This is a genomic window from Sinomicrobium sp. (assembly GCA_029266035.1).
In the GTDB taxonomy this organism is placed as follows: domain Bacteria; phylum Bacteroidota; class Bacteroidia; order Flavobacteriales; family Flavobacteriaceae; genus Sinomicrobium.
Genome location: JAJUFH010000025.1, coordinates 19,545 through 44,562, shown reverse-complemented (window position 1 = coordinate 44,562; position 25,018 = coordinate 19,545). Strand labels below are relative to the sequence as shown.

Below are 25,018 nucleotides of genomic sequence, written 5' to 3'. Positions count from 1 at the left end.
GTACCTCAACGAGTTTGCTTTTAGGTTAAATCGTTCACAATCCAAACAGACCATTTTTCATAAAGCTATTGAAAGGATGGTAAAACATCAACCCATATATCAATATCAAATTACACAGAACTTAAATACATAACTCAATTAATCTGTTATTGAGGGGGCTCGTTTACTTCAGTCCCTTAGATTCTAGTATGGCATCGACTTTCGGATCACTTCCTCTAAAGGCTTTGTAGGCTTCTTTGTATTCGAGAGTATTTCCTCGAGAGAGTATCATATCTCGGTAACGTTGCCCGTTCTCACGGGTGAGTCCTCCGTTTTCGTCAAACCATTTTCCGGTATCGAGTGCCAGCATTTCGGTCCACAGATAGGCGTAATAGCCAGAGGCATATCCTCCTCCGAAAACGTGGTTGAAAAAGGTAGCACGGTATCTGGGCGGAACGTTTTTCATCCAGAGATGATCTGCTTCGAGTGAAGATTTTTCAAAGGCATTGACATCCATGTTTTCCTCGACTTCATTTAAGGTGTGGAAATTAAAATCCAGTTTGGCCGCTGCGATGACTTCACCAAAGGCAAATCCCTGATTGAAGGTACTTGCCTTTTTGATCTTGTCGATAAGTTCCTGCGGCATAGGCTCCCCGGTTTCGAAATGAACGGCGTAGTTTTTTAGTACTTCAGGTACCAGTGCCCAGTGTTCATTGGCTTGTGACGGATATTCCACAAAATCTCTAGCCACTGAGGTCCCGGAGATAAAAGCGTATTTCTGGTTTGCGAAAAATCCGTGCAGGGCATGGCCGAATTCGTGGAAGAGCGTCATGGCATCGTCAAAAGTGATGAGTGCCGGTTCGCCGGGAGCGGGTTTGGTATAATTACACACATTGTAAATTACCGGTTTCTGATCCATTAATTTTGACTGATCTCTGAAGTTGCTCATCCAGGCTCCACCGCGTTTGCTTTCGCGGGCAAAATAATCGCCGTAGAAGAGTCCGAGTGGCGTGCCGTCTTCTTCTTTTAATTCGTAAACTAGTACTTCGGGATGATATACGGGTATGTCTTTGCGCTCTTCGAAGGTGATGCCATACAGTTTGGAAGCGGCGTAAAAGACTCCTTTTTCCAGCACGGTTTTTAATTCGAAATAGGGTTTTATCTGATTTTCATCCAAGTCGTACTTGGCTTTGCGTACTTTTTCAGCATAAAAATTCCAATCCCAGGGTTCGAGTGTAAACGGATTTTCTTCTTCGTCTATTATTTTTTGGATTTCTATAGCTTCTTCTTTTGCAGCAGCTACGGTGGCCGGAACTAATTGTGCAAAGAAATCCTCTACCGTTTCAGGAGTTTCTACCATGGTGTCTTGTAGATTCCATGCTGCGTAGGTGGAAAATCCGAGCAGTTTAGCCTTTTCGATACGCAATTTTACAATTTCCTGTATGATGGCTGTAGTCGAGTGTTCTGCTCCGTTTGTTCTATTCCAGCTGCGGCTAAACAACTCTTCTCTGATTTTCCGATTGCTAAGGCTTTGTGTCAACGGTTGCTGTGTGGTATTGAGCAGTGGAATTCTCCACTCATCCTTACCGTCTACTTTTAATGCATTGATTTCCCCGAAAGAGAGTCCGTCCAAGAGTAGTGTATCTGTAACTGTCAATGCCGAGGCGTTATTGGCTTCCAATAGCACCTGTCCGAACTCGTTTTCTAATGAGGCGAGGCGGGAGTTAATTTCCTTGAGTTTGGCCTTGTCGTCAGCCGACAATTTGGCACCGGCTTTTACAAATTTCTGATAGCGAATTTCGAGCAGCTTTAGATCTTCTGCATCCAAATTCAGCTCATTTCTTTGGTCGTATAGTGTTTGTATGCGATCAAAGAGTTTTTCGTCAAGGGTAATATTGTCTCGATGTTCGGCAAATCGCGCCGACATTTCAGCGTCCAGTTTTTTGAGTACATCGTTGGTATGTGCACTAGTCAGGGCGTTAAACACACTGTTTACCCGGTTTACGAGTATGTGTGCCTTTTCCATAGCTACGAGTGTATTCTCAAAAGTAGGAGGTTCTGGGTTGTTGGCAATGAGTTGTATGGCTTCTGTTTCCGACTGAAGGGCATATTCCAGTGCCGGTTTGAAATCTTCGTTCTTGATTTTCGAAAAATCAGGAGCGCCATAGGGCAGTTTACTCTCTTGTAATAGCGGGTTGTTTTGCATGATTTCTGCGGTGTGTTCCTGTGTTTTTTTGGCCTTGTCTTTCTCTTCACATCCAGACAGCGAAAGTACTAAAACAACAGATAACAGTGTAAGGTGTTTTCCTCTCATTGTGTAAATTTGTTAAGTGACTTCAAATTTACACAAAAAAAAAGCCACCCGAGAGAGGGTGGCTGACAATAATATGATAAAAGCAACTTAAATTGCTGTTACATTTACTGCGTTAAGACCTTTTTTGCCTTGTTCAACTTCGTAAGTGACTTCGTCGTTCTCGCGAATGTTGTTTCTCAATCCTGATGCGTGTACAAATACATCTTCTCCGCCGTCGGCTGGTGTAATGAAACCATATCCTTTGGCGTCATTAAAAAATTTTACTGTTCCTTTGTTCATCTTAAATAAAAAATTATTGGCGAAGATAATGTAATTATTTGGTTTTCAGTTTTTTTTATGCGATTTATTTTTGACAATTCTAAAAAAGATATTCTAAAGCACTATTTTAAAAAACAGGAAAAACGCCCTTATATCCGTTACCGACCCGAATATTTGTCTTCTACGCTTATTTTTAAGCGCTTTTTCCCAGGCTATTTTATTTTGATTTAATAGCGGTTTTCTCTTTTCTTCTGTATAATTTTACCCCTTGATTAGAAGATTGTCTATGAAAAGTTACAACAGTAAGAACGAGCGAATCAGTACCATATCTACATTTTTACTGATTCCGCTTTCGGGACTGGTTACCGATATTTATTTGCCGTCATTTCCGGAGATGCAAGAGGCTCTCGGTGTTGGAGCGGGGGCAATACAGCTCACGCTTACTTACTTTTTGGTGAGCTACGGTTTTGCACTGCTCTTTGCAGGGAGCGTGGTAGACAGTTTTGGGAGGTATAATCTCACCTTGGGAGCCTTGGTGGTATTTGCCTTGAGCAGTTTTGCCATTGTGTGGTTTCCCGATATATATCTGTTATATGCCATGAGGATTGTGCAGGGGATAAGCACGGCGCTAATTGTGGTGAGCAAGCGTTCTTTTCTCGTAGATATATACAGCGGAGAGAAACTGAAACACTACACTTCCTGGCTTACGGTAATATGGTCTATGGCCCCTATATCAGCGCCTTTTATAGGGGGCTACCTCCAGAAATTATTCGGCTGGGATGCCAATTTTTACCTGTTGGGCATATACGCACTGATTATGCTGGTTATGGAAGCAGTTTTCTCAGGGGAAGCCCTGAAAGATTTTAAAGCGTTTAATAAAAACACTATTGTAGAATCTTATAAAAATGTACTCCGAGCTCCCGATTTCAGTATAGGTCTGGTAGTACTCGGACTGGCTTATAGCATGGCTATGGTATTTGCCATGTCTACCCCCTTTATCGTAGAGCACCATTTTCACCTGTCGGCTGTAGTTACTGGTTACTGTGCTCTTTTTTCAGGGGTGGGATTGATGTTTGGAGGCCTCATAGGAAGGGCGTTGAGCCACTGGTCGTTTGTAAGGAAATTGATAGGAGGGAGCACAGCGATATTGATTTTGGGAATACTGATGTACGGTTTCGGACAGTATTACTCTACTGTGTATACGCTGATGTTGTTTGTACTGTTGCTACACACTTCCTCCGGATTCATCTACACGGTGTATTTCACCTATTGTATAACGAGATTTCCTCAATACGCCGGGGTTGCTAACGGACTTACCAGTGGGGCGAGTTATCTCGTGACTTCGGTGGTCAGTTTTGTCATAGTAAGTATTATACATATTGAAACTCAGTCATTACTGGCGCTCAGTTATATTATACTCAGTATATCCATGCTTTTGATAATCAATTATTTGCGAGTTATATCGAAGAAGAAGTTGTCGTGGGAATAGTTAACAGTACTATGCGAGGCTTCCTCAGATAATTAAAATTGAAAGTATAGCCGTTAGTATTCTTGCTTTCAGTACCTTTGCCCTTTCCAATTTCTATATAGATATGTTTAGGCATAAAGGAAGGAAGAGAGCTTTTGTTCACAACTTGAGGCTGGCTTCCATGCTGAGTTTTGTAGCCGGAGTGGTCAATATAGCCGGCATATTGTCATTGGAAACGCTAACGACCAATGTAACGGGGCATTTTGCCTATTTTTCCAAGGCTTTTGTAGACCGCGATTATCATTGGATGTTACTGTACCTGCTCTTCATTTTCTTTTTTCTTTTGGGAGCCTTTGTCTCGGGCTGGCTCAACGAAATACTGACGCATACTCGGGAAAAACTTTCATACCTGATACCTGTGTGTATAGAATTTGTGATATTGCTAGCGGTTGCTATAATCGGTGTAGGAAATGATGCACCTTATATCTCGGGCGCGATGGCCTGTTCGTTGCTTTTTGCAATGGGATTGCAGAATGCTCTGGTTACTAAAATATCACAATCTGTAGTACGAACAACACACCTCACCGGATTATTTACCGACCTGGGAATCGAATTGTCACAGTTACTTTTTTACCGAGATAAGAACCAATTGTACTGGCTTAAACGGGGGGTATATCTCAAGCTGACTATTATATGTTGTTTCTTTGTAGGAGGGATTATGGGGGGAGTAGGCTATAATTACCTCGACCTAAAGGTGCTTCTGTTGGCTTGTAGCGGACTGATTGCTGCTATTTTTTACGATGCCGTACTGTTGCGATTTTATCTTATAAGGAGAAAAATCACTTCTAATTAATACGGCAGTTGAGGGATTACTTCAAATGCTCTCGTATTTCCTTTAGTTCATTTTTTATTTCCTGCGCCCAGTGATCCAGTTGGAGGTTTGGGGCAGGCTCCAGCACTCCTGATATTTTACTGACCACCCGCCATATTTCGCGGATGTCTTCTGGTCGAGTTTCTATGGTTGGGTATTCTGGATTTACAGAGACCAGTTGTATACGATTTTGCTGGCGCACAATTTTTTTTACCACTAAAGAGTCTTGGAGTACAACTACATAAATCTCTTCGGGGCGTAGGTCTGACAGTTTTTCCTCTGCCTGAGCGATAACCCATTCTCCCGAATGCAATACGGGATACATGCTGTTTCCCTCCACTTGAAACCCGCGATAGGTGGCATTCCGGTATTCCGGAAGGGGAAGGCTAAAGGCCGGAAGGGTATCATACCATTCGGGATCCTGTAGATTATGAGCGTAGCCGGCAGAGACCTTGGCGTTTACCAGAACTATATTTTCGTGCTCCGAAGTATTGAGTGTTACCACTTTAGGCATAATCTGAACTTCTTCTGACTGTAGGTGTTTTTCTTCACTCTTTCCGAAAAGCCACAGTGGGTTGATGCGGTAACGTTCGAACAATGTGGCTACAACTTCTCCGGATATTCTGGACTTTCCCCTTTCGATATCAGCCACAGAACCTTTGATGCCCAGCTCTTCGGCAAAAGCCTGTTGAGTGAACCCCAGTTCCTGACGGAGGAGTTTAAAACGCTTTGCTTCTGTATTTAAGTTTTTGGCCATAAAGCAAATGTAACTTTTAATATGGAATTTTTCCAACAAAAAGGAAACAATTCTATTTTTTATGGAAAAATTCCATATTTTTGGAAAAAATCCCGAAAAGTGAACCGCAGCATTTTACATCTGGATCTGGATACCTTTTTCGTATCTGTAGAGCGATTGTTGGACAGCAGGCTAAACGACCGCCCCGTACTGGTAGGGGGAATTAGCGATCGCGGCGTGGTTGCAGCTTGTAGCTATGAGGCACGAGTCTGTGGTATACACAGTGGAATGCCTATGAAAATGGCTCGGCAATTGTGTAGTGAGGCGACCGTGATAAAGGGAGATGCCTCTACCTATACCCGGTATTCAGAGATGGTGACTGATATTATCAGAGAAAATGTGCCTCTTTTCGAGAAGTCGAGTGTAGACGAGTTTTACGCCGACCTCTCGGGTATGGATCGCTTTTTTGGAACGTATAGATACGCCTCCGAACTCCGTCAGAAGATAATTCGCGAAACCGGTTTACCCATCTCATTTGGGCTTTCTGTAAACAAGGTGGTTTCTAAGGTGGCTACCAATGAGGCCAAACCCAACAATCAGCGGTTGATAGACCCCGGGATGGAGAAGGGCTTTCTCGCCCCTTTGTCTATCCGAAAACTACCCATGATAGGGGATAAGACCTATATCACCCTGAGAAATCTGGGACTCAGATATATGAGTAATCTGCAGGAAATGCCGGGAGAGGTGTTGTACCGCGTGCTGGGACGTAACGGGCTCACCATTCGCGATCGTGCCAATGGTATAGATAGGAGTCCGGTAATTCCCTTTTCTGAACGCAAATCCATTTCTACCGAACGCACTTTCGACCGAGATACTATAGATGTGCAAAGACTTCGTTCGCTACTCGCAGCTATGGCAGAAAATCTCGCATTTCAACTGCGTCGGGGTGATAAGCTGACGGCCTGTGTAAGCGTAAAGATTCGCTATTCCGATTTTCAGACGTATTCAAAACAGTTGAAAATACCCTATACCAGTGCCGATCATATCCTTATTCCGAAAGTGATGGATTTGTTCTCTCAGTTGTATAACCGGAGGATGTTGATACGGTTAATAGGAGTCAAGTTCAGCCATCTGGTACACGGAAATTATCAGATCAACCTTTTTGAAGACACCGAAGAAACCATTCGTCTTTACGAGGCGATGGACAAGATCCGCCTGCGGTATGGCGACCGCAGTATTACCCGGGCTTCGGCCATGGGCGTGAAAACCATAGGGCGAATGACCAACCCTTTTAACGGACAACCACCAATCATTTTAGCACATAGAAAACAATAATGTATCTGAATTGTCACACCTATTACAGTTTGCGTTTCGGAACCTTTTCTGAGACAGAGCTCCTGGATCTCGCTAGGGAAAATCACGTGTCCAGACTGGCGCTTACCGATATTAACAACACCTCGGCCTGTCTCAATTTTATCCGAAAGGCGGAAGAAGCTGGAATAAGTCCGATAGTAGGAGTAGATTTTCGCAAGGGTATAGAACAGCAGTTTGTAGCCCTGGCGAGGAACAATGCAGGGTATACAGCTATCAATACCTTGCTTTCCGAATATTTATACCACCGTTGCGACATCTCTTCTCGAGCTCCAGAACTCCCGGGAGCTTTTGTGATCTATCCTTTGCAAAAAGCTGAGGAGAACGGATTTACTACTCTGAAAGAAAACGAATATATAGGAGTATCGGTCAGTGATCTTAGAAGGCTTCCCTTCACTGTATTTGGCAGTATGCAGGAGAAATTGGTGGTATTGCAAACGGTAAGTTTCCGCAATAAGAGAGACTACAATGCCCATCGACTGTTGCGAGCTATAGATTGCAATACCCTGTTGAGTAAACTGCCGCCTGAGGAAATAGCCCCGGAAGACGAAAAAATGTATCCTCCGGAAAATCTGTACAGGGCTTTTGAACAGTATCCTCGCATATTGGAAAACACAGTCCGATTGATGGACGTCTGTCAGGTCTCTTTCGATTTTTCGGAGGGAAAACAAGGGAATAATCAGCAGACCTATACCGGGAGTAGAGAAGAAGATGAACAGCTGTTGGAAAAACTGTGTATAGAGGGGATAGGCTATCGCTACCCTGAACAACGACAGATGGCGATAGAGCGGATGCAAAAAGAACTGGAACTGATAAAGAAGAAAGACTTTGTCTCCTATTTTCTAATCAATTACGACATAGTGGAATACGCCCGAAAACAAGGTTATTTTCATGTAGGTAGAGGGAGTGGCGCCAATAGTATAGTGGCTTACTTGCTCGGAATTACCGATGTAGATCCGCTTGAACTGGATTTGTATTTTGAGCGTTTTATCAATCTGTTTCGAAGTAGCCCTCCGGATTTTGATATCGATTTCTCCTGGCGCGACCGAGATGATGTAACCCGTTATATTTTTGAAAGATTTCCCCATGTGGCGCTGATGGGAGCTTATGTGACTTTTAACTACAAAGGCGTAGTACGCAAATTGGGTAAGGTGTTCGGGTTGCCTAAGGAAGATATCGACCGATTGAGCGAGGGAAACTTTCAGCTGTACGAACTCGATGAGCCGTCGCGTTTGGTGTTGAAATACGGAAAACTTATAGAAGGAATGCCCAGTTACCTCAGCGTGCATTCGAGCGGAATAATTATCAGTGAACATTCGTTACACACTTTTTCGGCTACCTTTTTACCTCCCAAAAACTATCCTACTGTACAATTTGATATGCATATAGCGGAAGATATAGGACTGTATAAGTTTGATATTCTGGGGCAGCGCGGATTGGGTAAAATACGAGAAACGATAGAGATTATCCGGTATAACCGCCCAGGAGAGACGATACCAGACATACACGATATCAACCGTTTTAAACAAGATCCAAAGATCAAAACCATGCTCGAAAGCGCACAGTGTATGGGCTGTTTTTATGTAGAATCTCCGGCGATGAGAATGCTGCTCAAAAAGTTGAAAGTAGACAATTACCTGGGGTTGGTAGCGGCCAGTTCTATCATACGTCCGGGAGTGGCAAAAAGCGGGATGATGCGTGAGTACATCCTCAGACATCAAGACCCGGAACGCGTGAAACAAGCACATCCCATATTGCTCAAAATTATGCCTGAGACTTACGGAGTTATGGTGTATCAGGAAGATGTGATCAAGGTGGCTCACCACTTTGCCGGACTGACACTGGCCGAGGCGGATGTTTTGAGACGCGGAATGAGCGGAAAATTCCGCTCGAGGGATGAATTTAAAGAGGTGGAAGACCGCTTTATCGGCAATTGTAGGAGTAGGGGATACGACGATAAGACGATCTTTGAGGTGTGGAAACAGATAGAGAGTTTTGCCGGTTATGCCTTTGCCAAAGGACATTCCGCTTCTTATGCCGTAGAGAGTTATCAGAGCCTGTTTTTAAGAGCCTATTACCCTTTGGAATTTATGGTGGCTGTACTCAATAACGGAGGCGGATTTTACCGTCCGGAGATCTATATTCACGAGGCAAAGATGCTGGGTGCACGTGTTCGCCTTCCCTGTATAAACCGCAGCCGTATGGAGAATAGAATAATAGGAAAGGATATTTACTTAGGGCTTGGTTATTTGAAAGATCTGGAAGACAAGGTGGGGTATAAACTCGTAGAAGAACGCGATCGGAATGGAGAATTTACCTCATTGACCGATTTTGTAGAGCGCGTGGACATCAGTACGGAACAACTGAGTATTCTCATACGAATAGGAGCCTTTCGGTTTACGGGTATTGACAAGTATGAACTGTTGTGGCTCGCTCATCTGAGAAGGGAGGTAATTCCCGAAGATAAAAATCAGTACCGCATGTTTGCTCCCCAGCAGAAAGACTTTGTTCTTCCGTCGTTGCAGACCACCAGATTGGAAGCAGCTTTCGATCAGATAGAACTTTTAGGATTTACGCTGTGTAGCCCTTTTGAATTGTTGAAAGAACCTCCAAAGAGCCGTAAGGGAGCCCACGATCTCGAGTACAATGAAGGGAAGTATATCGATATTTACGGATATCTTGTCGCTGTGAAGAAAACCCGTACCCATAAGGGGGAGGAAATGTTTTTCGGAACCTTTATCGATCAATACGGAGAAGTATTCGATGTAGTGATATTCCCTCCCGTTGCCCGAAAGAATAAATTTAAAGGCAAGGGAATTTACCGAATGTACGGCAAGGTGGTCGACGAATTTGGCTTCTACAGCATCGAGATCGTAAAGATGCAGAAAGAAGTGTATAGGGTAAACCCGAGTGCGGAGCAATAAAAATCACTTAATGATATATGATAAATACAATGCTGTGAATTAACCATATCTTATTACTCAATTAACACAGCCATATCTTCTTAACACTACTTTCGTCCGCAGTAGTACTAAAGGCCTTGAAGTGTTAAAAATGTATAATTTTCTGACACCTCCTTAATATTATTCTTTTTAAATTGAGTATAACTTAATTTTTAAACGCTTTTTTCGCAAAAAAGAATAAATATTTTTTGATTGTTGAAACGTTTCAATATATTTGTTTCAACGATTAAACAAGGTGTCAACCAAAACCTTAAAAACCAAATGTGATGAAAATTCATTCAATTCTTCAGCTAATTCTTGCTGTAATGGTATTTCCTGTTGTTTACGGACAGGAGATTGCTGTTAAAGGAACTGTAACCGACGAAGAGGGAGTTCCTCTTCCAGGGGTGAACATTTTGAAAAAAAACACTACCGAAGGGGTAATGACCGATTTTGATGGAGCTTATACCATCGATGCTGCCAAAGGGGATGTGTTGATCTTTTCTTTTGTGGGAATGAAGACTCGGGAGATTACTATTGCCGATAACAATACCATAAACGTCGTAATGTCTGCAGATGCTTCTCAGTTAGACGAGGTGGTCGTTATGGGTTATGGAACCTTGTCACGAAGAAAAGTAACTGCTTCCGTTTCCAATCTATCCGGAGAAAAGCTTGAGAATGTTCCTGTGAATTCTCTGGGGGATGCACTCAAAGGGAAGGTAGCCGGATTACGGGTGTATTCTACCAATAACGAACCGGGACAGAATCCTACTTTTCGCATTCGGGGAGGTTCGTCTATAAATCAAAGCGACGCTCCCATTGTAGTTGTAGACGGGATGGTTCGGGAAATAAGTGGAATAAACCCGAACGACATCGAATCTATCGAGGTGCTCAAAGATGCCGCTTCTGCGGCTATATACGGAGCGAGGGCTTCAAACGGGATTGTGATGATTACTACCAAGAAAGGAAAAAAACAAGCCCCTACAATACTTTTCGAAACTGCTGTAGCTGCTCAATCGCCTGTACAGCGCTTTGATCTTATGAATTCGAGAGATTATCTGTACTATATGAGGCGAGCCGTAGCTGAGGGGAAATATCCTGCCCGAAATTTTCAGAATGGTTTTTCCATGAGTTCTGCCAATACAGATACTTCGATGTGGACTACTAGATATCTTCAAGATGGAGAGAGCATACCAGAAGGATGGCAATCCATGCCAGATCCTCTCGATCCCTCCAAGACATTGATTTTTGAGGATAACGATTTTCAGAAACGTTTTTTTGACAGCTCCTTCTGGTCCAATTATTACTTGGGGGTAAACGGAGGAGGAGACCGAGTGGTATACGCTGCCTCGGCCGGTTATACTTCAGATGATGGTGTGGGTATAGGAACAGGATACGACCGCTTTACTATGAGGGGAAATATGGATATCAATATCACTGACAAATTGACCTTTTCTACAGGTTATGATTTTATGGAAACGGATCTAGAAGATTATCCGGGAAACAAGAGGAACCTGTTGCACCGAGGACTGTCTACTCCCAATACACACCGGATATACAATGTAGAAACAGGACTTCCCGAGCCGGGAGTAAACGGAAGTACTCCCACTCCGGATTGGTATAAATACTACTACGACAGAAGTCAGATTACTAAAAGGAGTATAGCTTTTGGAAAATTGGTATACGATGTGACAGACGATCTGAGCCTTACGGGGATGCTTACCAATTACAACAGACATACGAGAAATTCCAGCTTTATCAAAGCCAACGAATACAACGGCCTGCGCCCCACTGAAGAGGCATTTAGCGAGACTCACCGGTTGAACTTTCAGGCTTATGCCAATTATTCCAAAAAGTTTGGGGACCATGAAATAGATGCTGTAGTAGGTACCGATTATATGAAAGACAAATACAATGCTTTCGGAGCTTCGGTAACTGGAGCCTCGTCGGATAAGGTACCGACACTTTCGGCAGGAGCTATACCGGGTGCTCCCACCAGCAGCAGGACAGAAGAAGTCTTGATCAGTTATTTCGGAAGGTTGAATTACGGTTTTAAGGATAAGTATCTATTGAGCTTTACCGCTAGGGCAGATGGTTCGTCTAAATTTGCTAAAAATAATCGATGGGGCTTTTTCCCCGCGGCTTCGGCAGGTTGGATAGTGTCTGAAGAAGATTTTTGGAAATCAGAAAAGTTTAATTTCTTGAAAATAAGAACCTCATACGGACTTACCGGAAACAATGCTATAGGTCTTTACGATGCCTATGGGAATTACAATTCCAACGGACTTTACAACGATATGGCTACTATCGTTACTTCTACTATACCCAATCAGGATCTCCAATGGGAAACTACAAGGCAGTTTGATATAGGACTGGACTTAGGGTTGTTGGACAATAGAATAGTGATCGCGGCCGATTATTTTAATAAAATCACAGACAACCTAATCTTCGAACAGCCATTGCCGAATACTACGGGATATGCATCTATAATGACCAATGTAGGGAAGGTGAATTTTTGGGGAGGTGAGCTACACCTGACCTCGGAAAATATCAAGACACCAGATTTTTCTTGGACTACAGATATCACCTATAGTTATGTGATGAATGAAGTACGCGAATTGCCGGATAATGGCAGGGACAAAAACAGAATAGGAGGGATTACCCTTGGCGATGGTAGCGCTTATGGTGGTATCGCAGAAGGAGAGAGAATGTACCGTATTTACGGCTATGTAGTAGATCGTATACTGGAAACAACTGCCGAGGCAGATGCAGCCATGTACGATGTCAACTCGAACGGATTCCGCTTTGCTGATGGGCAGTCAATACCGGGACGAAAAGCTGTAGGAGATTACGAATGGGTAAACCGACCGGGGAGTTCTCAGCGTGATGGTAAAGACCAAATCAATGCAGAAGACCAGTTTTTATTGGGGTATACCATTCCGCATTCTACCGGAGGTATAAGCAATACGTTTAAGTACAAAAACCTGTCTCTAAATATTTTTATGGACTACGCTATAGGGCACACCGTTCAGAACTATCTGCAGGAACGTTATTTTATGGGTACCTTTAACTATAATTATACGCTGACCAACGAAGTGAAAAAGGCGTGGACACAGCCGGGAGACCAAACCAAATACGCCAAATTCTTCGCCAACGACGCGGACGACGGCAGTAGAAACTACTCCCGGGCATCCAATATATTTAGTGAAAAAGGTGATTTCCTCGCCATTCGAGAAGTAATGCTTACCTATGAATTTCCGCAATCATTGTTGGACAAATTCAAGCTTACAGGAGCATCGGTATATCTCGTGGGAAACAATCTGCATTTTTTCACTAGAGTAAACGGGGTTTCTCCCGAAAGTGGAACTAGTACTACCTATGGTACCGGATTTTCTTCTTATCCTTCCACAAGAAAAGTGGGGCTGGGATTAAAAATTACACTCTAACTTAAAACTGAGAATAATGAAATTAAAATATATCATAGTTGCAGCTACAATCTCCTTTTTATCGATAAGTTGTCACGGCGATCTCGATATCGCACAGGAAAGTCAGCTGTCTTCTAGTTCGATGTGGACAGAAGAAAACGACGCCATATCTGCCATGTATGGAGCTCATCAGTATCTCAGAGCTACGTTTAGCAAGGGATTGGTGTACTGGGGAGAATATCGAACAGGGCTTTGGGGACCCGGTAATCACAACGGCTTGTCTCAGTCTCCAAGAGATCAGGTATATCAGAGCAGTATGCCGAGTACTCATGCCTATGCCGATTGGGAAAACCTTTACCGAACCATCAATCAGGCCAATTTGTTGCTTAAATATACCCCCGGAATCAGTTTTTCTGATGAGGAAAGGAAAAATGAAGTACTAGCCAATGGTTATTTTGTACGGGCTATATGCTATTACTGGATAGCGAGAATTTGGGGAGATGCGCCTATAGTAATTGAAGGCTATGAGTCGGCTTCACAAGATCTGTTGCCTGTGAGGAGCCCTGTAAGTGAGGTCTATGCTCAAGTAGAAAGTGATTTGGAAATTGCATTGGAACTGATACCTTCCGGAGTGCGCGAAAAGAAAACTGCATCACCGGCCGCTCTCAATATGCTGATGGCCGATTATGCCCTGTGGATGTACACCGTAGAAAACGGAGGAGAAACATATTTGCAAAAGGCAGAAACAGCGGTTTCTAATGTCTTGAATGACGGATATAGCCTGTCTGCCGATTACGCACAGATCTTTGATGTTACTTCTGAGGAAGGTAGTGAAGTGATATACGCCTGGAACTATGCTCAAGACGAGTATACCGATGGTTATCCCATAGACTATCAGTTCAATTCGGCTACAGTATCGCCAGTGTACCACTGGAACCCCATTGCTGTAGGTACACAGCAACAGTGGACTTTCTACACGGAAGACTATATCACCGTACTTACTGAAAATACCTCAGATACTCGGTTGAATACAAATTACTTGACATTTTATGACGACCTTATGGCACAGGAATTCAACTGGACCAATAAGTATAAAGGCTCTTGGGTAAATAATACGCTGATACTCGATGCCGATATTATACTGTACCGACTTGCAGATGCCTATATGTTTGATGCAGAAATAAAATATTACCGCGAAAATTACCCGGGAGCTATCGGAGCTGTAAACACACTGGTTGAAAGAGCCTACGGCAATCCCGCTTATTACCCTTCTTCTCTCTCAGCAACAGAAGTAAAAGATCTCCTGGTAAAAGAGAGAATGCGTGAGTTTCCAGCTGAGGGAAAACTGTGGTGGGATTTTATCAGACTGGATGTGGTATTCGACATGAATCCATATCTCAACGGAAGAGAAGGAGATACCAATATCCTCTTATGGCCACTTAGTGATAATTCTATTAATGACAACCCGAATCTTGGCGGACAAACACCGGGTTGGGAATAATACAAAAAGACTGAGAGATGAAAAGCAATATCATAAGTAAAATATCAGTATTTGTCTTGTTCAGTGCGTTGATGCTGGCATCGTGCAGTTCTTCTGACGAAATGGACATTCAGAAAAATATAGATCAGCCAACCAGGATAGGACTGGAACAAGCTGCACTTGAAATTAATGTTGCAGGAGATCGGGTTTCCAACATTGTAGCCATACTAGGGACATTTGATACCTGGTTGGCCGAAACCGATGCAGATTGGTTGATGGTAGAAACAGGAACTACAGAGGAAAACGGAAAGCCAGAACCCGTAGTTTATTTATCTGCAGAAGAAAATACCTACTATTCCAGAAGAGCTGTAGTAAGTATTATCGCTGTATTTGGAGGTAAAGAAGAACGGAGAACCTTTGAGGTGGTTCAGGAAAGTGCCCTTGATGATCCGGCACTGAGTATTTCGGAGGTGTTGTTGAATTTTACAGCCGATGGAGAAACACTCGACCTGACGGTGACCACCAATCAAGACGAATGGAGAGCTACTACCGATGTGGATTGGTTAAGTCTGGAACAACTGGGCAACACTCTTGCGGTAACAACTTCTGCAAATACAGATATGGAAGCTCGATCGGGAGAGGTATTCTTCGAAGCGGGAGAAGAGCCCTATGTAGTGCGGGATACACTGCTGATAAATCAAGCCAAACCCGATAACGAAGAGAGTATCACCATAAACGGTATAGAGATGATTCTTGTCAAGGCTGGTACTTTTTATATGGGAGCGCAATCTACAGACCCCTCTATGCCCAACTATTATCCTGATGCCGCGGCAAATCAGGGGCCTGTTCATCAAGTCACTATTACCAAAGATTTTTACATCGGTAAATACGAGCTCACTCAGGCACAGTTCGAAAATATTATGGGATACAATCCTTCGACTACCGTGGGAAGTGATCACCCTGTTGAAATGGTAGATTGGAATACGGCAAAAGAATTTACCGATAAGCTGAGTCAGGAAACAGGAAGACAGTTCAGGTTGCCCACAGAGGCAGAATGGGAGTATGCTGCTAGGGGAGGACAAGAAAGTAATGGATTTATATACAGTGGTAGCAATATTCTAGGTGATGTAGCTTATTATTATGATGGTGGAGATCAACGTACAAAAGGAGTTACTGTTCCCGTAGGGTCTTTTGCCCCTAACGAATTGGGGATTTACGATATGAGTGGAAATGTGTATGAATGGGTATTAGACAAAATGGAAACATATACTGCAGAAGGGCGGACAGATCCTATTGGACAAAGTGGAAACAATATGCTCCGTGGCGGTAGTTGGTATCACACCAAATACAGTGAGGCAGTAAGTTACAGGGGAAACAATACAGCCGATTTTACGAGGGCATACCTCGGATTTAGAATAGTGTATATTCCGTAAAACACCTTCAGATGAAATTTGATAAGTTTTTTTTACTGTCAGTTGTATTGTGTGTGTTTACAGCTTGCCTTCCTGAGGATGCGAGCAAGAGTAAAGCTGCGGAGATAGAAAGTAGTTATAAAAGTAATAAGGATCTTTCTTCGGTCAGGGTGGGATATTGTACTCCCACCCTGGACGCTCCCTTCTACGTGGCACTGGAAGCAGCGGTGCAACAAAGTGTTAAACAATACGGTATGCAGTATTACAGCACAGACGGTCAGGCCGATATTTCAAAACAAGTAGTGGCTGTAGAAGATCTTCTATCAAAAGATATCGATGTGTTGGTCTTAAACCCCATAGATCCAAAAGCCATGGTGCCTGTTGTAGAGACAGCAGTAGATAGGGGAGTGAAGGTTTTTATAGTAGACAGTTTTATAGACGACAGTGCTCCTTTTATTTCAGCGGTTATTGCCGACAATCAGAAAAATGGGGAGTTGCTGGGAGAATGGATCGTCAGAAAACACAGAGAAGATCTCCGCATAGCCATTATAAGTGGTAATCAGGGCAATCCTGTAGGGCGCGAAAAAAGGCTTGGGTTTATCAGAGGAATTGCAGATACACAGCTTCACCTAGACAACCGTGTAAATGTAGAGGTCGTGGCTCAAGGATGGGGGAAATGGACCAATAATGGCGGACTTAAAGCGGCTGAAGATATATTGGTAACATATCCTGATATCAATGTGCTTTTTGCCGAAAACGACGCTATGGCTATGGGAGCCTTGAAGGCGATTAGAGAAATGAAACTAGAAGACCACATTACACTGCTGGGATTTGATGGGCAAAAACAGGCGTATCAGCTTTTAAAGGAAGGAAATTACGGAGCTACCGCACAAAACAGTCCGAATATACTTGGAAGAACAGTTATAGAAACTGTTGCGAGATATCTGAATGATGAAAATGTAAAGCGTACCACTTACACTCCGTCGGTTCTTATAGACGATAGAAATGTGGATAAATATTACGATCCGGATGCGTTGTTTTAACAATGTGAATATAAATTATGATTGAAGTATTAGGTGTAAAAAAATCATTTGGAGGTGTCAGGGCTCTGAGAGGGGTGAATATGGAGGTAAAGGCCGGTGAAATACACGCTCTGCTGGGAGAAAACGGTGCGGGTAAGTCAACCCTGATGAAAATTATTTCAGGAGCCATATCCCGAGATGAGGGGGTATTGAAAATAGACGGGGATGAAGTGTACTTCAAAAACACCCAGGCTGCCAAAGAGAAAGGTATAGGAATCATATATCAGGAATTTTCTCTGGTACCAGAGCTTTCTGTGGCCGAAAATATCTTTTTACACCAACTGAAAAATCATCTGTTTATTCCGTGGAAAAAACTCAGAGATAATTCCCGAAAACTGATTGCCGAGCTCGGCTTTGAACTAGATGTTCGCAAAAAGGTAAAAGACCTGAGCATAGCCGATCAGCAGATCGTAGAAATATCAAAAGCACTCTCAGAAGAGGTCCGATTACTCATTCTCGATGAACCCTCAGCTGTATTAGGTCCGGCCGAGATCCACAAATTGTTTCGCACCTTGAGGGCACTGCAAAAAAGAGGAGTAGCCATCATTTATATATCGCATCATCTCGAAGAACTGTTTGAACTTTCTGATAAAATTACTGTTTTAAAGGACGGGGTTTCGGTGGCTACGGTAAGCACAGGAGAAACGACAAAAGACCAGCTGGTCGAACTCATGCTCGGACGAAGCTTAAACACTATGTTTCCCGATCGGACGCACCTACAATCGGCGAAGCATCGAGAAGTGCTATTCTCTATATCGGGTATACGCGTTCCCGGTAGTAATGATCCGGTTTCCCTAAAGATATGTTCAGGTGAGATTGTAGGCGTTGGCGGATTGGTAGGAAGTGGAAGAACTGAGCTGCTTCGAGCCATATTTGGTGCAGACCCTCAGTCGTTTAAAAAGGTGACTAAGAGAGATGCTATACTGAGGGTAGAAAGCCCTAAAGCCGCAGTTAGATCGGGAATAGGAATGGTGCCCGAAGACAGAAAACAGCACGGTGGTATATTAGAGTGTAGCATTCGGGAGAATATAAGTGTTGCCAATTATCCTAAACTCAACAAGGGGATGGGATTTATTCGAAGGGAAGAAGAAAATGCCATTGTGGCGGCATTGAAAGAAAAACTCAATATAAAAATGGTTGCCCTCGATCAGGCTCTCAAAGACCTCAGTGGCGGAAATCAGCAAAAAGTTATTCTTGCCAAGTGGCTTAATACAGAGGTAGAACTGTTGCTGATTGACGAGCCCACAAGAGGTGTGGATGTCGGAGCGAGAGCGGAGATATATCAAATTATTCACGACCTCGCAGAAAGTGGTAAGGCTATACTTATGGTGTCGTCAGACTGGGAAGAACTTCTCGGATTGCCCGATAGGGTTATTGTGATGCGCAAAGGAACAATCTGCGGAGAAGTCCTGAAAAAGGATTTGAATGAAGAAATATTACTCAGAATGGCCATAGGAGAAGAATACAAATAATTATGGAAAGAAATACTATAAGCCGTATAAAAGACTTTATCATAGAGCACAATACCGTACTCATATTTGTTGTGATGTTGGTGTTTTCAGCCAGCATGTCTGATTCTTTTTTTACGTTGAACAATCTGTCTAATCTCATCCGGCAGATTGCACCCATAGGACTGATGAGTTTTGGTATGCTACTCGTAATCCTTATCGGGGGTATAGACCTTTCGGTAGGTTCTGTAATTGCGGGGATAGGAGTGGCATTTGCCCTCTTGTCTTACGAAGTGTACTTTCCGGTAGCTTTTGCGCTATCTCTACTTATAGGAGGAGGTATAGGTGTTATTACTGGCTATCTGATAGCCTATCAGAAGGTAGCACCTTTTATAGCTACCCTCGCTATGATGACGATTGTTCGAGGGCTTGGGTACCTCTTTTCAAAAGGGGCTCCAATTACTGTAGGAGTGTATTCTGAAAGCATTCTAAATCTAGGTAGTGGCGATGTGTTGGGAGTTCCGTATGTGGCTCTTATCCTTGTGGTTGTTTTCGGTATCTTGTATGTCGTTTTGCATTACAATGTATTTGGCAGATTGTTGATAGCTATAGGGAGTAATGAAGAAGCGGTACGGCTTTCTGGAGTGAATGTAAGAAGGTATAAGTTTTGGGTATATGTAATTATTGCCGTTCTCACCGCATTAGCGGCTCTAATCATTGTTTCGAGAACTGGGGTAGGAACGCCAAATATTGGTGTCGGTATGGAGTTGGATGTCATTGCTGCGGTGGTGATAGGGGGTGCAAGTCTTTCGGGTGGAAAGGGCAGTTTGCTCAATACTTTACTGGGGGTGCTGATTCTGGGAATGATAGGTAATATCATGAATCTGCTCAATATTACTTCGTATCTTCAACAGCTTATCAAAGGGATTATAATTATCCTTGCCGTAGTATTTCAGAAATATCAAAAATAAAAGAGATGTACCCACAGCTGAACAATAAGACACTTGCTCTGTGTCCGGATACTATTCGGAGAATGGAAAAGCCCATACCTGAGCAGACTTCTGCCATTTTGCATTTTGGAGTAGGAGCATTTCACAGGTCACATCAGGCGTTTTATCTTCAACGGCTTATCGACAAAAACCCGGAGCTTTACGCAAAATGGAAAATTACAGGAGCTTGTATTATGCCCGGAGACAAGACTTTTGTAGAACATTTTCGAAACCAGGATTTCTTGTATTCCCTGAAGAGCTACAGTCCGGATGGCCAGGAAGAAGTAGAACTTATCTCTGTGATCGATACTGTTCTTTACGGTCCGGAAAATCCGATGCAGATTATAAACAAAATAGCTTCACCGGAAACGCTGGTAGTGAGTTTTACTATAACTGAAGGGGGGTATATGATAGATGATAACGGTCGTTTTCAGATAGAGCATCCCGATATTCTGTGGGATTTGGATAAAGAAAATGCGCCCAAAACAGTTTTTGGCTACCTCGCTAGAGGATTGTCTATTAGAAAAGAGCAGGGAGGAGAAGCCATTACACTGCTGTCTTGCGACAATGTGCAGGAAAACGGCAAACTCCTCAAACAGGCTCTTCTTGCTTTTTTAGAACAATTTGACGCCGAATTAGTTGCTTATGTCTTGCGAGGTATAGCGTTTCCAAATACTATGGTCGATCGGATTACGCCGGTAACCACAGCCGACAACCGCAAAGAGTTTGCGTCGGCTTTTCACTATCAAGATCATTGTCTTGTTGTTTGTGAAGCGTTCCATCAATGGATTATAGAAGATACCGGAAATTCCGATTTCCCTCCGCTTCAGGAAGCGGGAGCAATTGTAGTACCCGATGTAAGCCCCTACGAAATGATGAAGCTCAGAATACTCAATGGAGGACACAGTCTTCTCGGGCTTGTAGGTAAAGGTATGGGAATTGATTATATTCACACCGCCGTGTCTTCCGAGCTATTATCCGAACTATTTGATTTGTATACGGAAAAAGAGGCTATACCCAGTTTGGAAATTATCGACGAGATTGATTTTTACCGCTATGCCTCTACGGTTAAATCAAGGTTTGGAAACAGTCTTATAAAAGACAGTACAGACCGTATTATATCTTACTCCTCTGCCAAAATTCCGCGTTTTGTATTGCCTGTTTTACAGTATAATCTCAATGCGGGAAAATCTCCGGATATAGCTATATTTATTATTGCGACCTGGTGGTTTTATCTCTATCAACAGGTAGAAAGTAACAAGGCCGATGAAATAGAAGATGTATTACAGGATCGTTGGAAATTTGTTTTTAGCCAGGAGAAGGATATTGCTATTGTCGAGTTTCTGAACACGGATATTGTTTTCGGAAGTCTCGGAAAAGATAAAAAACTAAAAAGTCAGGTCACTTACTGGATCAACCTTATTTTGAGTGTAGGAATGTATGAGGCGGCAAAGTGCGCCATACAGATCAAATACAGCAATTAAGAGAAGAGTATGGAAAAAATGGAAGTAGTGTGTTTCGGAGAAATTCTTTGGGACTATATGGAGAATGGAAGAAGGCTGGGAGGAGCACCTCTGAATGTCTGCTATCACCTGTCTAAGATGGGGATTGAAAGTCGCATCGTATCACAAGTGGGAAACGACAAAGACGGAAATGCTATTCTTTCGGAATTGGAGCGTTTGGGAATCTCTTCTGAATTGTGTACCCGCACCGATAGGGCACCTACCTCTACGGTTAAAGTAGTGCACGATGATGCAGGTGATGTGAGTTATGACATTGTTGACGATATAGCCTGGGATTATATAAATTATTCCGAAGCACTTGAAGAAGTGGTCAAGACGGCAGATATGACGGTATTTGGCAGCTTGGTAGGCAGGCATAAAACCTCTAGAGATACTTTGTTAAAATTGTTGGCTCACAGCAAGCTGAAAGTCTTTGACGTAAATCTCAGGCCTCCTTTTTACGACAAGGATTATATATTTTTTCTTCTGCAAATGACAGATTTATTAAAGTTGAATATGGATGAGTTATACCAGATAGGACACTGGATGGAAATAAGTAGCGATAATTACAGAGAAATTATACATCACCTGAGATTACGCTTTACTAATATTGGAGAAATACTCCTCACCAGAGGGGAGCGGGGAGCTGTATATATTTCTGAAAAAACTGTTTGCGAAGTACCTGCCCATCAGATATCGGTAAAGGATACCGTGGGGAGTGGAGATTCTTTTCTGGCCGCCTTTCTCGCCGGACGATTAAGGGGAAGGGATGTAAGAGACTCCCTAGATAAAGCTAGTCTTTTATCTGGTTATATAGCTACGAGACAAGGGGCCTGCCCTATTTATAATTTAAAAGACTTAGAAGATTTTAAAAGTAATAACAAGCTCTCAGGAGGGTGTAACATAATTAATGATTAAAATGATTTTTAAAATGAAAATATCAATACCAGTGGTTCTGTGTATAGGGATGTTGTTTTCGGTAGAGTATCTTTGCGGACAGAACAGTACCTCGGTACAGATCGGTAATTTTGAAGAGTTACAGGAGTACTTTCGCTATGACGAGTCTAAAGCTGTCATTATTTCTGGACACAGGGGAGGAATGCTTCCGGGATATCCCGAAAACAGTATAGAAGCCATGGAGAAGACATTGACCATACTGCCTTCTTTTTTTGAGATAGATCCGAGGCTTACAAAAGACAGTGTACTGGTGCTGATGCACGACAACACTTTAGATAGAACGACCAATATGAAGGGCAAAGTTTCTGATTATACCTATGATGAGTTAAAAAAAGCCCGATTAAAGGACAGACAGGGCAATCTGACCGATTTAAGGATACCTACACTTAAAGAGGCTCTCGATTGGGGGAAAGACAAAACCATATTCAATATGGACAACAAGGAGATTCCGTGGAGTAGATATGTAGAGATATTTGGAGGAGATGAATACCCCAATATAGTACTCAGCGTCCGATCGATGGAAGAGCTGACCTATTATTACCAGCGTTTGGATCACGTTATGTTTTGCGTTGCTATTCATACGGAAGAAGACTTGAAAGCCTTTGAAGAAACCGGAGTTCCTTTCGACCGACTTATCGCCTATGTGGGCTATACCATGGATGAGAAATACAGCGAGATGTACAAGTATCTCAGAAGTAATGGAGTAATGTGCTTTATTTCCATTCACCCAACTCAAGACAAGAAGAAAACCGATCTCGAACGGGTAAAAGGATATTCGGAAGAACTGATGAAAAAACCAGACATTATAGAAACAGATTACCCGGCTTTATTTATTAATTATTAATGTGTTAAATACAGACTTATGATTAGATCAGTGTATAGTTTTATAATAGTTTTCGCGCTCTTTACTGCGTGTAGTGGGGGAGATGACGACAGTGTTATCGACAACGACAATCCAATAGAAGAACCTGGAGATGATAACAATAGCCCGGGAGACGACGACGCAACCTTTAGTGTAGTAGCACACCGCGGGGCTTGGAAAGAATTTGATCTTCCGGAAAACTCAGTTGCTGCGCTGAAAAAGGCGGCAGAAATAGGTAGTGATATATCGGAATGCGATATACAACTTACCGCAGACGAAGAAGTAGTGGTGTTTCACGACGAAACAATTCAGGGCAAGTACCTTAAAGATATGACCTATGAAGAGCTTCAAACGCATAAATTGTCCAATGGAGAAGAGATTCCTCTGCTATCCGATTTTATAGATGTGGCCTTACAACAAGATATACAATTGTGGCTCGACGTCAAGTCTTTATCTGATGCTGCGGGGGGTAACGAACGTTCTATTCTGGCAGGAGAAATGGCAGCTGAGATTGTCAGAACTCAAGGAGCTGAAAAAAAGGTGTCGTTTATCGTGGGGCGAAAAGAGGTGCTAGACAAGTGTATAGCTGCGGCGAGAGGTGACTGGGATTGTGCTTATATGAATACGGATTACACAGCCGAACAGTTTGAACAAAACGGATATTCATGGGCAAATTTCTCCTATGAAAAATTCTATCAAAACACTGCGGTATTACAAACGTATCTCGACAAGAATATCAAGGTAAGCGTGTATACTGTAGACGATAATGAAACTATGGATTGGTTTGCAGATCGCGACGGTATTTATGCAATATCTACTAATTTCCCTTTAAAGCTCAAAGCAAAAAAATAAATTGCACTCTAATCAAGCCATGTTTAAGGTGTCAAAACCACAAAAATGAAAAAGAAAACCTCGTTAAAGGACATAGCTAGGGAGGCAGGAGTATCTGTCACCCTAGTGTCTTATGTGCTCAATGGAAAAAATATTGAACGAATCAATGCCGATACCGCAACACGGATTAGAGAGGTGGCCTCTAAGCTCAATTATACACCCAATTTTATTGCAAAAAGTTTAAAGAAGAACAAAACTTATACGCTTGGACTTATAATTGCAGATATCTCCAACCTGTTCTATTCTTCCATTGCGAGGATTATTGAAGACAAGGCCCAGGAAAATAATTACAATATGATCTTTGGTAGTGCTGACGAAAATATGGAAAAGTTCAAGGGACTTGTCGACGTTTTTTTGAGAAGGCAGGTAGATGGAATCATACTCGCCGCACCAGCACACAGCGAAGAAACCTTGAAATATCTTTCGGAACAAAGAGTTCCATTTGTGCTTATCGACCGCTTTTTTCCTAGTATTGACGATGCAAGCTTTGTAGTCATAGATAATTTTAAGGCCTCGTACAAGGTAGCCGAACACCTGCACGACAACCAATTCAAACATCCCGTAATGATAACACTGACTTCAGAATTACATCATTTGCGAGAAAGATCGAGAGGATTTGAAGAAGGGGGCAAACATTTTTTTGGAGATCGATCTGATTATATTATCACGGTGGAGGAAGAAAAATTATCAGGTGAGATCGAAAAGACAATTAAGGAGCTCATATACGGCGATAGGCAAGTAGATGCGCTGTATTTTTCGACCAACAAAATAGCTATGGAAGGGCTAGCTGCTATTGCAAAATTCAAAATCAAAGTTCCTGATCAATTGGGTGTAGTGTGTTTTGATGAAGCCGATGCTTATCGCATTTTTAATACCAGTATTACCTATGTAAAGCAACCCCTAAAGAAAATTGGAGATCAGGTAGTGAAAACACTGCTCAATATTGTCGAAGGGAGCAAGGAAGTAGAGCATGTTGTTTTCAACACCAAAATCATAAGTGGAGAATCGTCAGAACGGTGAAGAGAATTATA

18 protein-coding genes and 1 pseudogene are annotated in these 25,018 nt (G+C 42.6%); 16 read left to right on the top strand and 3 right to left on the bottom strand.

Annotation, left to right across the window (positions count from 1 at the left end):
• Nucleotides 1–133, top strand: a pseudogene (locus tag ACYZZR_RS11100) (IS1595 family transposase); the annotation flags it as partial.
• 30 nt (nucleotides 134–163) lie between these two features.
• Here ACYZZR_RS11100 and ACYZZR_RS11095 read toward each other — a convergent pair.
• Nucleotides 164–2,293: a M3 family metallopeptidase gene (locus ACYZZR_RS11095; protein ID WP_461534075.1), complete on the bottom strand. Its 2,130-nt coding sequence runs from the start codon at nucleotides 2,291–2,293 to the stop codon at nucleotides 164–166.
• An 87-nt stretch (nucleotides 2,294–2,380) separates the two neighbouring features.
• Entirely contained in the window at nucleotides 2,381–2,572 is a 192-nt protein-coding gene (locus tag ACYZZR_RS11090) for a cold-shock protein (RefSeq protein ID WP_461534074.1), read from the bottom strand.
• Nucleotides 2,573–2,837: 265 nt separating this feature from the next.
• On the opposite strand from ACYZZR_RS11090, the gene ACYZZR_RS11085 reads away from it, so the two are divergent.
• Nucleotides 2,838–4,040 (top strand): MFS transporter, encoded by a 1,203-nt coding sequence (locus ACYZZR_RS11085; protein ID WP_461534073.1) that lies wholly within the window; start codon nucleotides 2,838–2,840, stop codon nucleotides 4,038–4,040.
• A gap of 103 nt (nucleotides 4,041–4,143) precedes the next feature.
• Nucleotides 4,144–4,872, top strand: coding sequence for a YoaK family protein (locus ACYZZR_RS11080; RefSeq protein WP_461534072.1), 729 nt, complete (start codon nucleotides 4,144–4,146; stop codon nucleotides 4,870–4,872).
• A 16-nt stretch (nucleotides 4,873–4,888) separates the two neighbouring features.
• Here the strand turns inward: ACYZZR_RS11080 and ACYZZR_RS11075 are convergent, their stop codons facing one another.
• On the bottom strand, nucleotides 4,889–5,647 hold the full coding sequence (locus ACYZZR_RS11075) for an XRE family transcriptional regulator (RefSeq protein ID WP_461534071.1): 759 nt from the start codon (nucleotides 5,645–5,647) through the stop codon (nucleotides 4,889–4,891).
• 99 nt (nucleotides 5,648–5,746) lie between these two features.
• Between ACYZZR_RS11075 and ACYZZR_RS11070 the strand changes: the two genes are divergently transcribed.
• The 13 genes from ACYZZR_RS11070 to ACYZZR_RS11010 all read left to right on the top strand — a co-directional run bounded on the left by ACYZZR_RS11070 (nucleotide 5,747) and on the right by ACYZZR_RS11010 (nucleotide 25,007).
• The gene (locus ACYZZR_RS11070; RefSeq protein ID WP_461534070.1) at nucleotides 5,747–6,961 is read left to right on the top strand and encodes a DNA polymerase Y family protein; all 1,215 of its coding nucleotides are present in this window, start codon (nucleotides 5,747–5,749) and stop codon (nucleotides 6,959–6,961) included.
• Nucleotides 6,961–9,921, top strand: coding sequence for a DNA polymerase III subunit alpha (locus ACYZZR_RS11065; RefSeq protein ID WP_461534069.1), 2,961 nt, complete (start codon nucleotides 6,961–6,963; stop codon nucleotides 9,919–9,921). Before ACYZZR_RS11070 ends, ACYZZR_RS11065 begins: the two co-directional genes overlap by 1 nt.
• Nucleotides 9,922–10,226: 305 nt before the next feature.
• Nucleotides 10,227–13,385, top strand: coding sequence for a SusC/RagA family TonB-linked outer membrane protein (locus ACYZZR_RS11060; protein WP_461534068.1), 3,159 nt, complete (start codon nucleotides 10,227–10,229; stop codon nucleotides 13,383–13,385).
• Between the two features lie 16 nt (nucleotides 13,386–13,401).
• Nucleotides 13,402–14,865: a RagB/SusD family nutrient uptake outer membrane protein gene (locus ACYZZR_RS11055; RefSeq protein ID WP_461534067.1), complete on the top strand. Its 1,464-nt coding sequence runs from the start codon at nucleotides 13,402–13,404 to the stop codon at nucleotides 14,863–14,865.
• A 17-nt stretch (nucleotides 14,866–14,882) separates the two neighbouring features.
• Nucleotides 14,883–16,277: an SUMF1/EgtB/PvdO family nonheme iron enzyme gene (locus tag ACYZZR_RS11050; protein ID WP_461534066.1), complete on the top strand. Its 1,395-nt coding sequence runs from the start codon at nucleotides 14,883–14,885 to the stop codon at nucleotides 16,275–16,277.
• A gap of 11 nt (nucleotides 16,278–16,288) precedes the next feature.
• On the top strand, nucleotides 16,289–17,299 hold the full coding sequence (locus ACYZZR_RS11045; RefSeq protein ID WP_461534065.1) for a substrate-binding domain-containing protein: 1,011 nt from the start codon (nucleotides 16,289–16,291) through the stop codon (nucleotides 17,297–17,299).
• Nucleotides 17,300–17,316: 17 nt separating this feature from the next.
• Nucleotides 17,317–18,810: a sugar ABC transporter ATP-binding protein gene (locus tag ACYZZR_RS11040; protein ID WP_461534064.1), complete on the top strand. Its 1,494-nt coding sequence runs from the start codon at nucleotides 17,317–17,319 to the stop codon at nucleotides 18,808–18,810.
• Nucleotides 18,811–18,812: 2 nt separating this feature from the next.
• Nucleotides 18,813–19,757 (top strand): ABC transporter permease, encoded by a 945-nt coding sequence (locus ACYZZR_RS11035; protein WP_461534063.1) that lies wholly within the window; start codon nucleotides 18,813–18,815, stop codon nucleotides 19,755–19,757.
• Nucleotides 19,758–19,762: 5 nt separating this feature from the next.
• Entirely contained in the window at nucleotides 19,763–21,259 is a 1,497-nt protein-coding gene (locus tag ACYZZR_RS11030) for a mannitol dehydrogenase family protein (protein WP_461534062.1), read from the top strand.
• 9 nt (nucleotides 21,260–21,268) lie between these two features.
• A complete protein-coding gene (locus ACYZZR_RS11025) occupies nucleotides 21,269–22,195 on the top strand; it encodes a carbohydrate kinase family protein (protein WP_461534061.1) in 927 nt (308 codons plus the stop codon).
• A 13-nt stretch (nucleotides 22,196–22,208) separates the two neighbouring features.
• Complete coding sequence (locus ACYZZR_RS11020) at nucleotides 22,209–23,078, top strand: glycerophosphodiester phosphodiesterase family protein (RefSeq protein WP_461534060.1); 870 nt, start codon at nucleotides 22,209–22,211, stop codon at nucleotides 23,076–23,078.
• Nucleotides 23,079–23,096: 18 nt separating this feature from the next.
• A complete protein-coding gene (locus ACYZZR_RS11015; RefSeq protein ID WP_461534059.1) occupies nucleotides 23,097–23,948 on the top strand; it encodes a glycerophosphodiester phosphodiesterase in 852 nt (283 codons plus the stop codon).
• A gap of 45 nt (nucleotides 23,949–23,993) precedes the next feature.
• Nucleotides 23,994–25,007: a LacI family DNA-binding transcriptional regulator gene (locus tag ACYZZR_RS11010; RefSeq protein ID WP_461534058.1), complete on the top strand. Its 1,014-nt coding sequence runs from the start codon at nucleotides 23,994–23,996 to the stop codon at nucleotides 25,005–25,007.
• Nucleotides 25,008–25,018 lie beyond the last annotated feature (11 nt).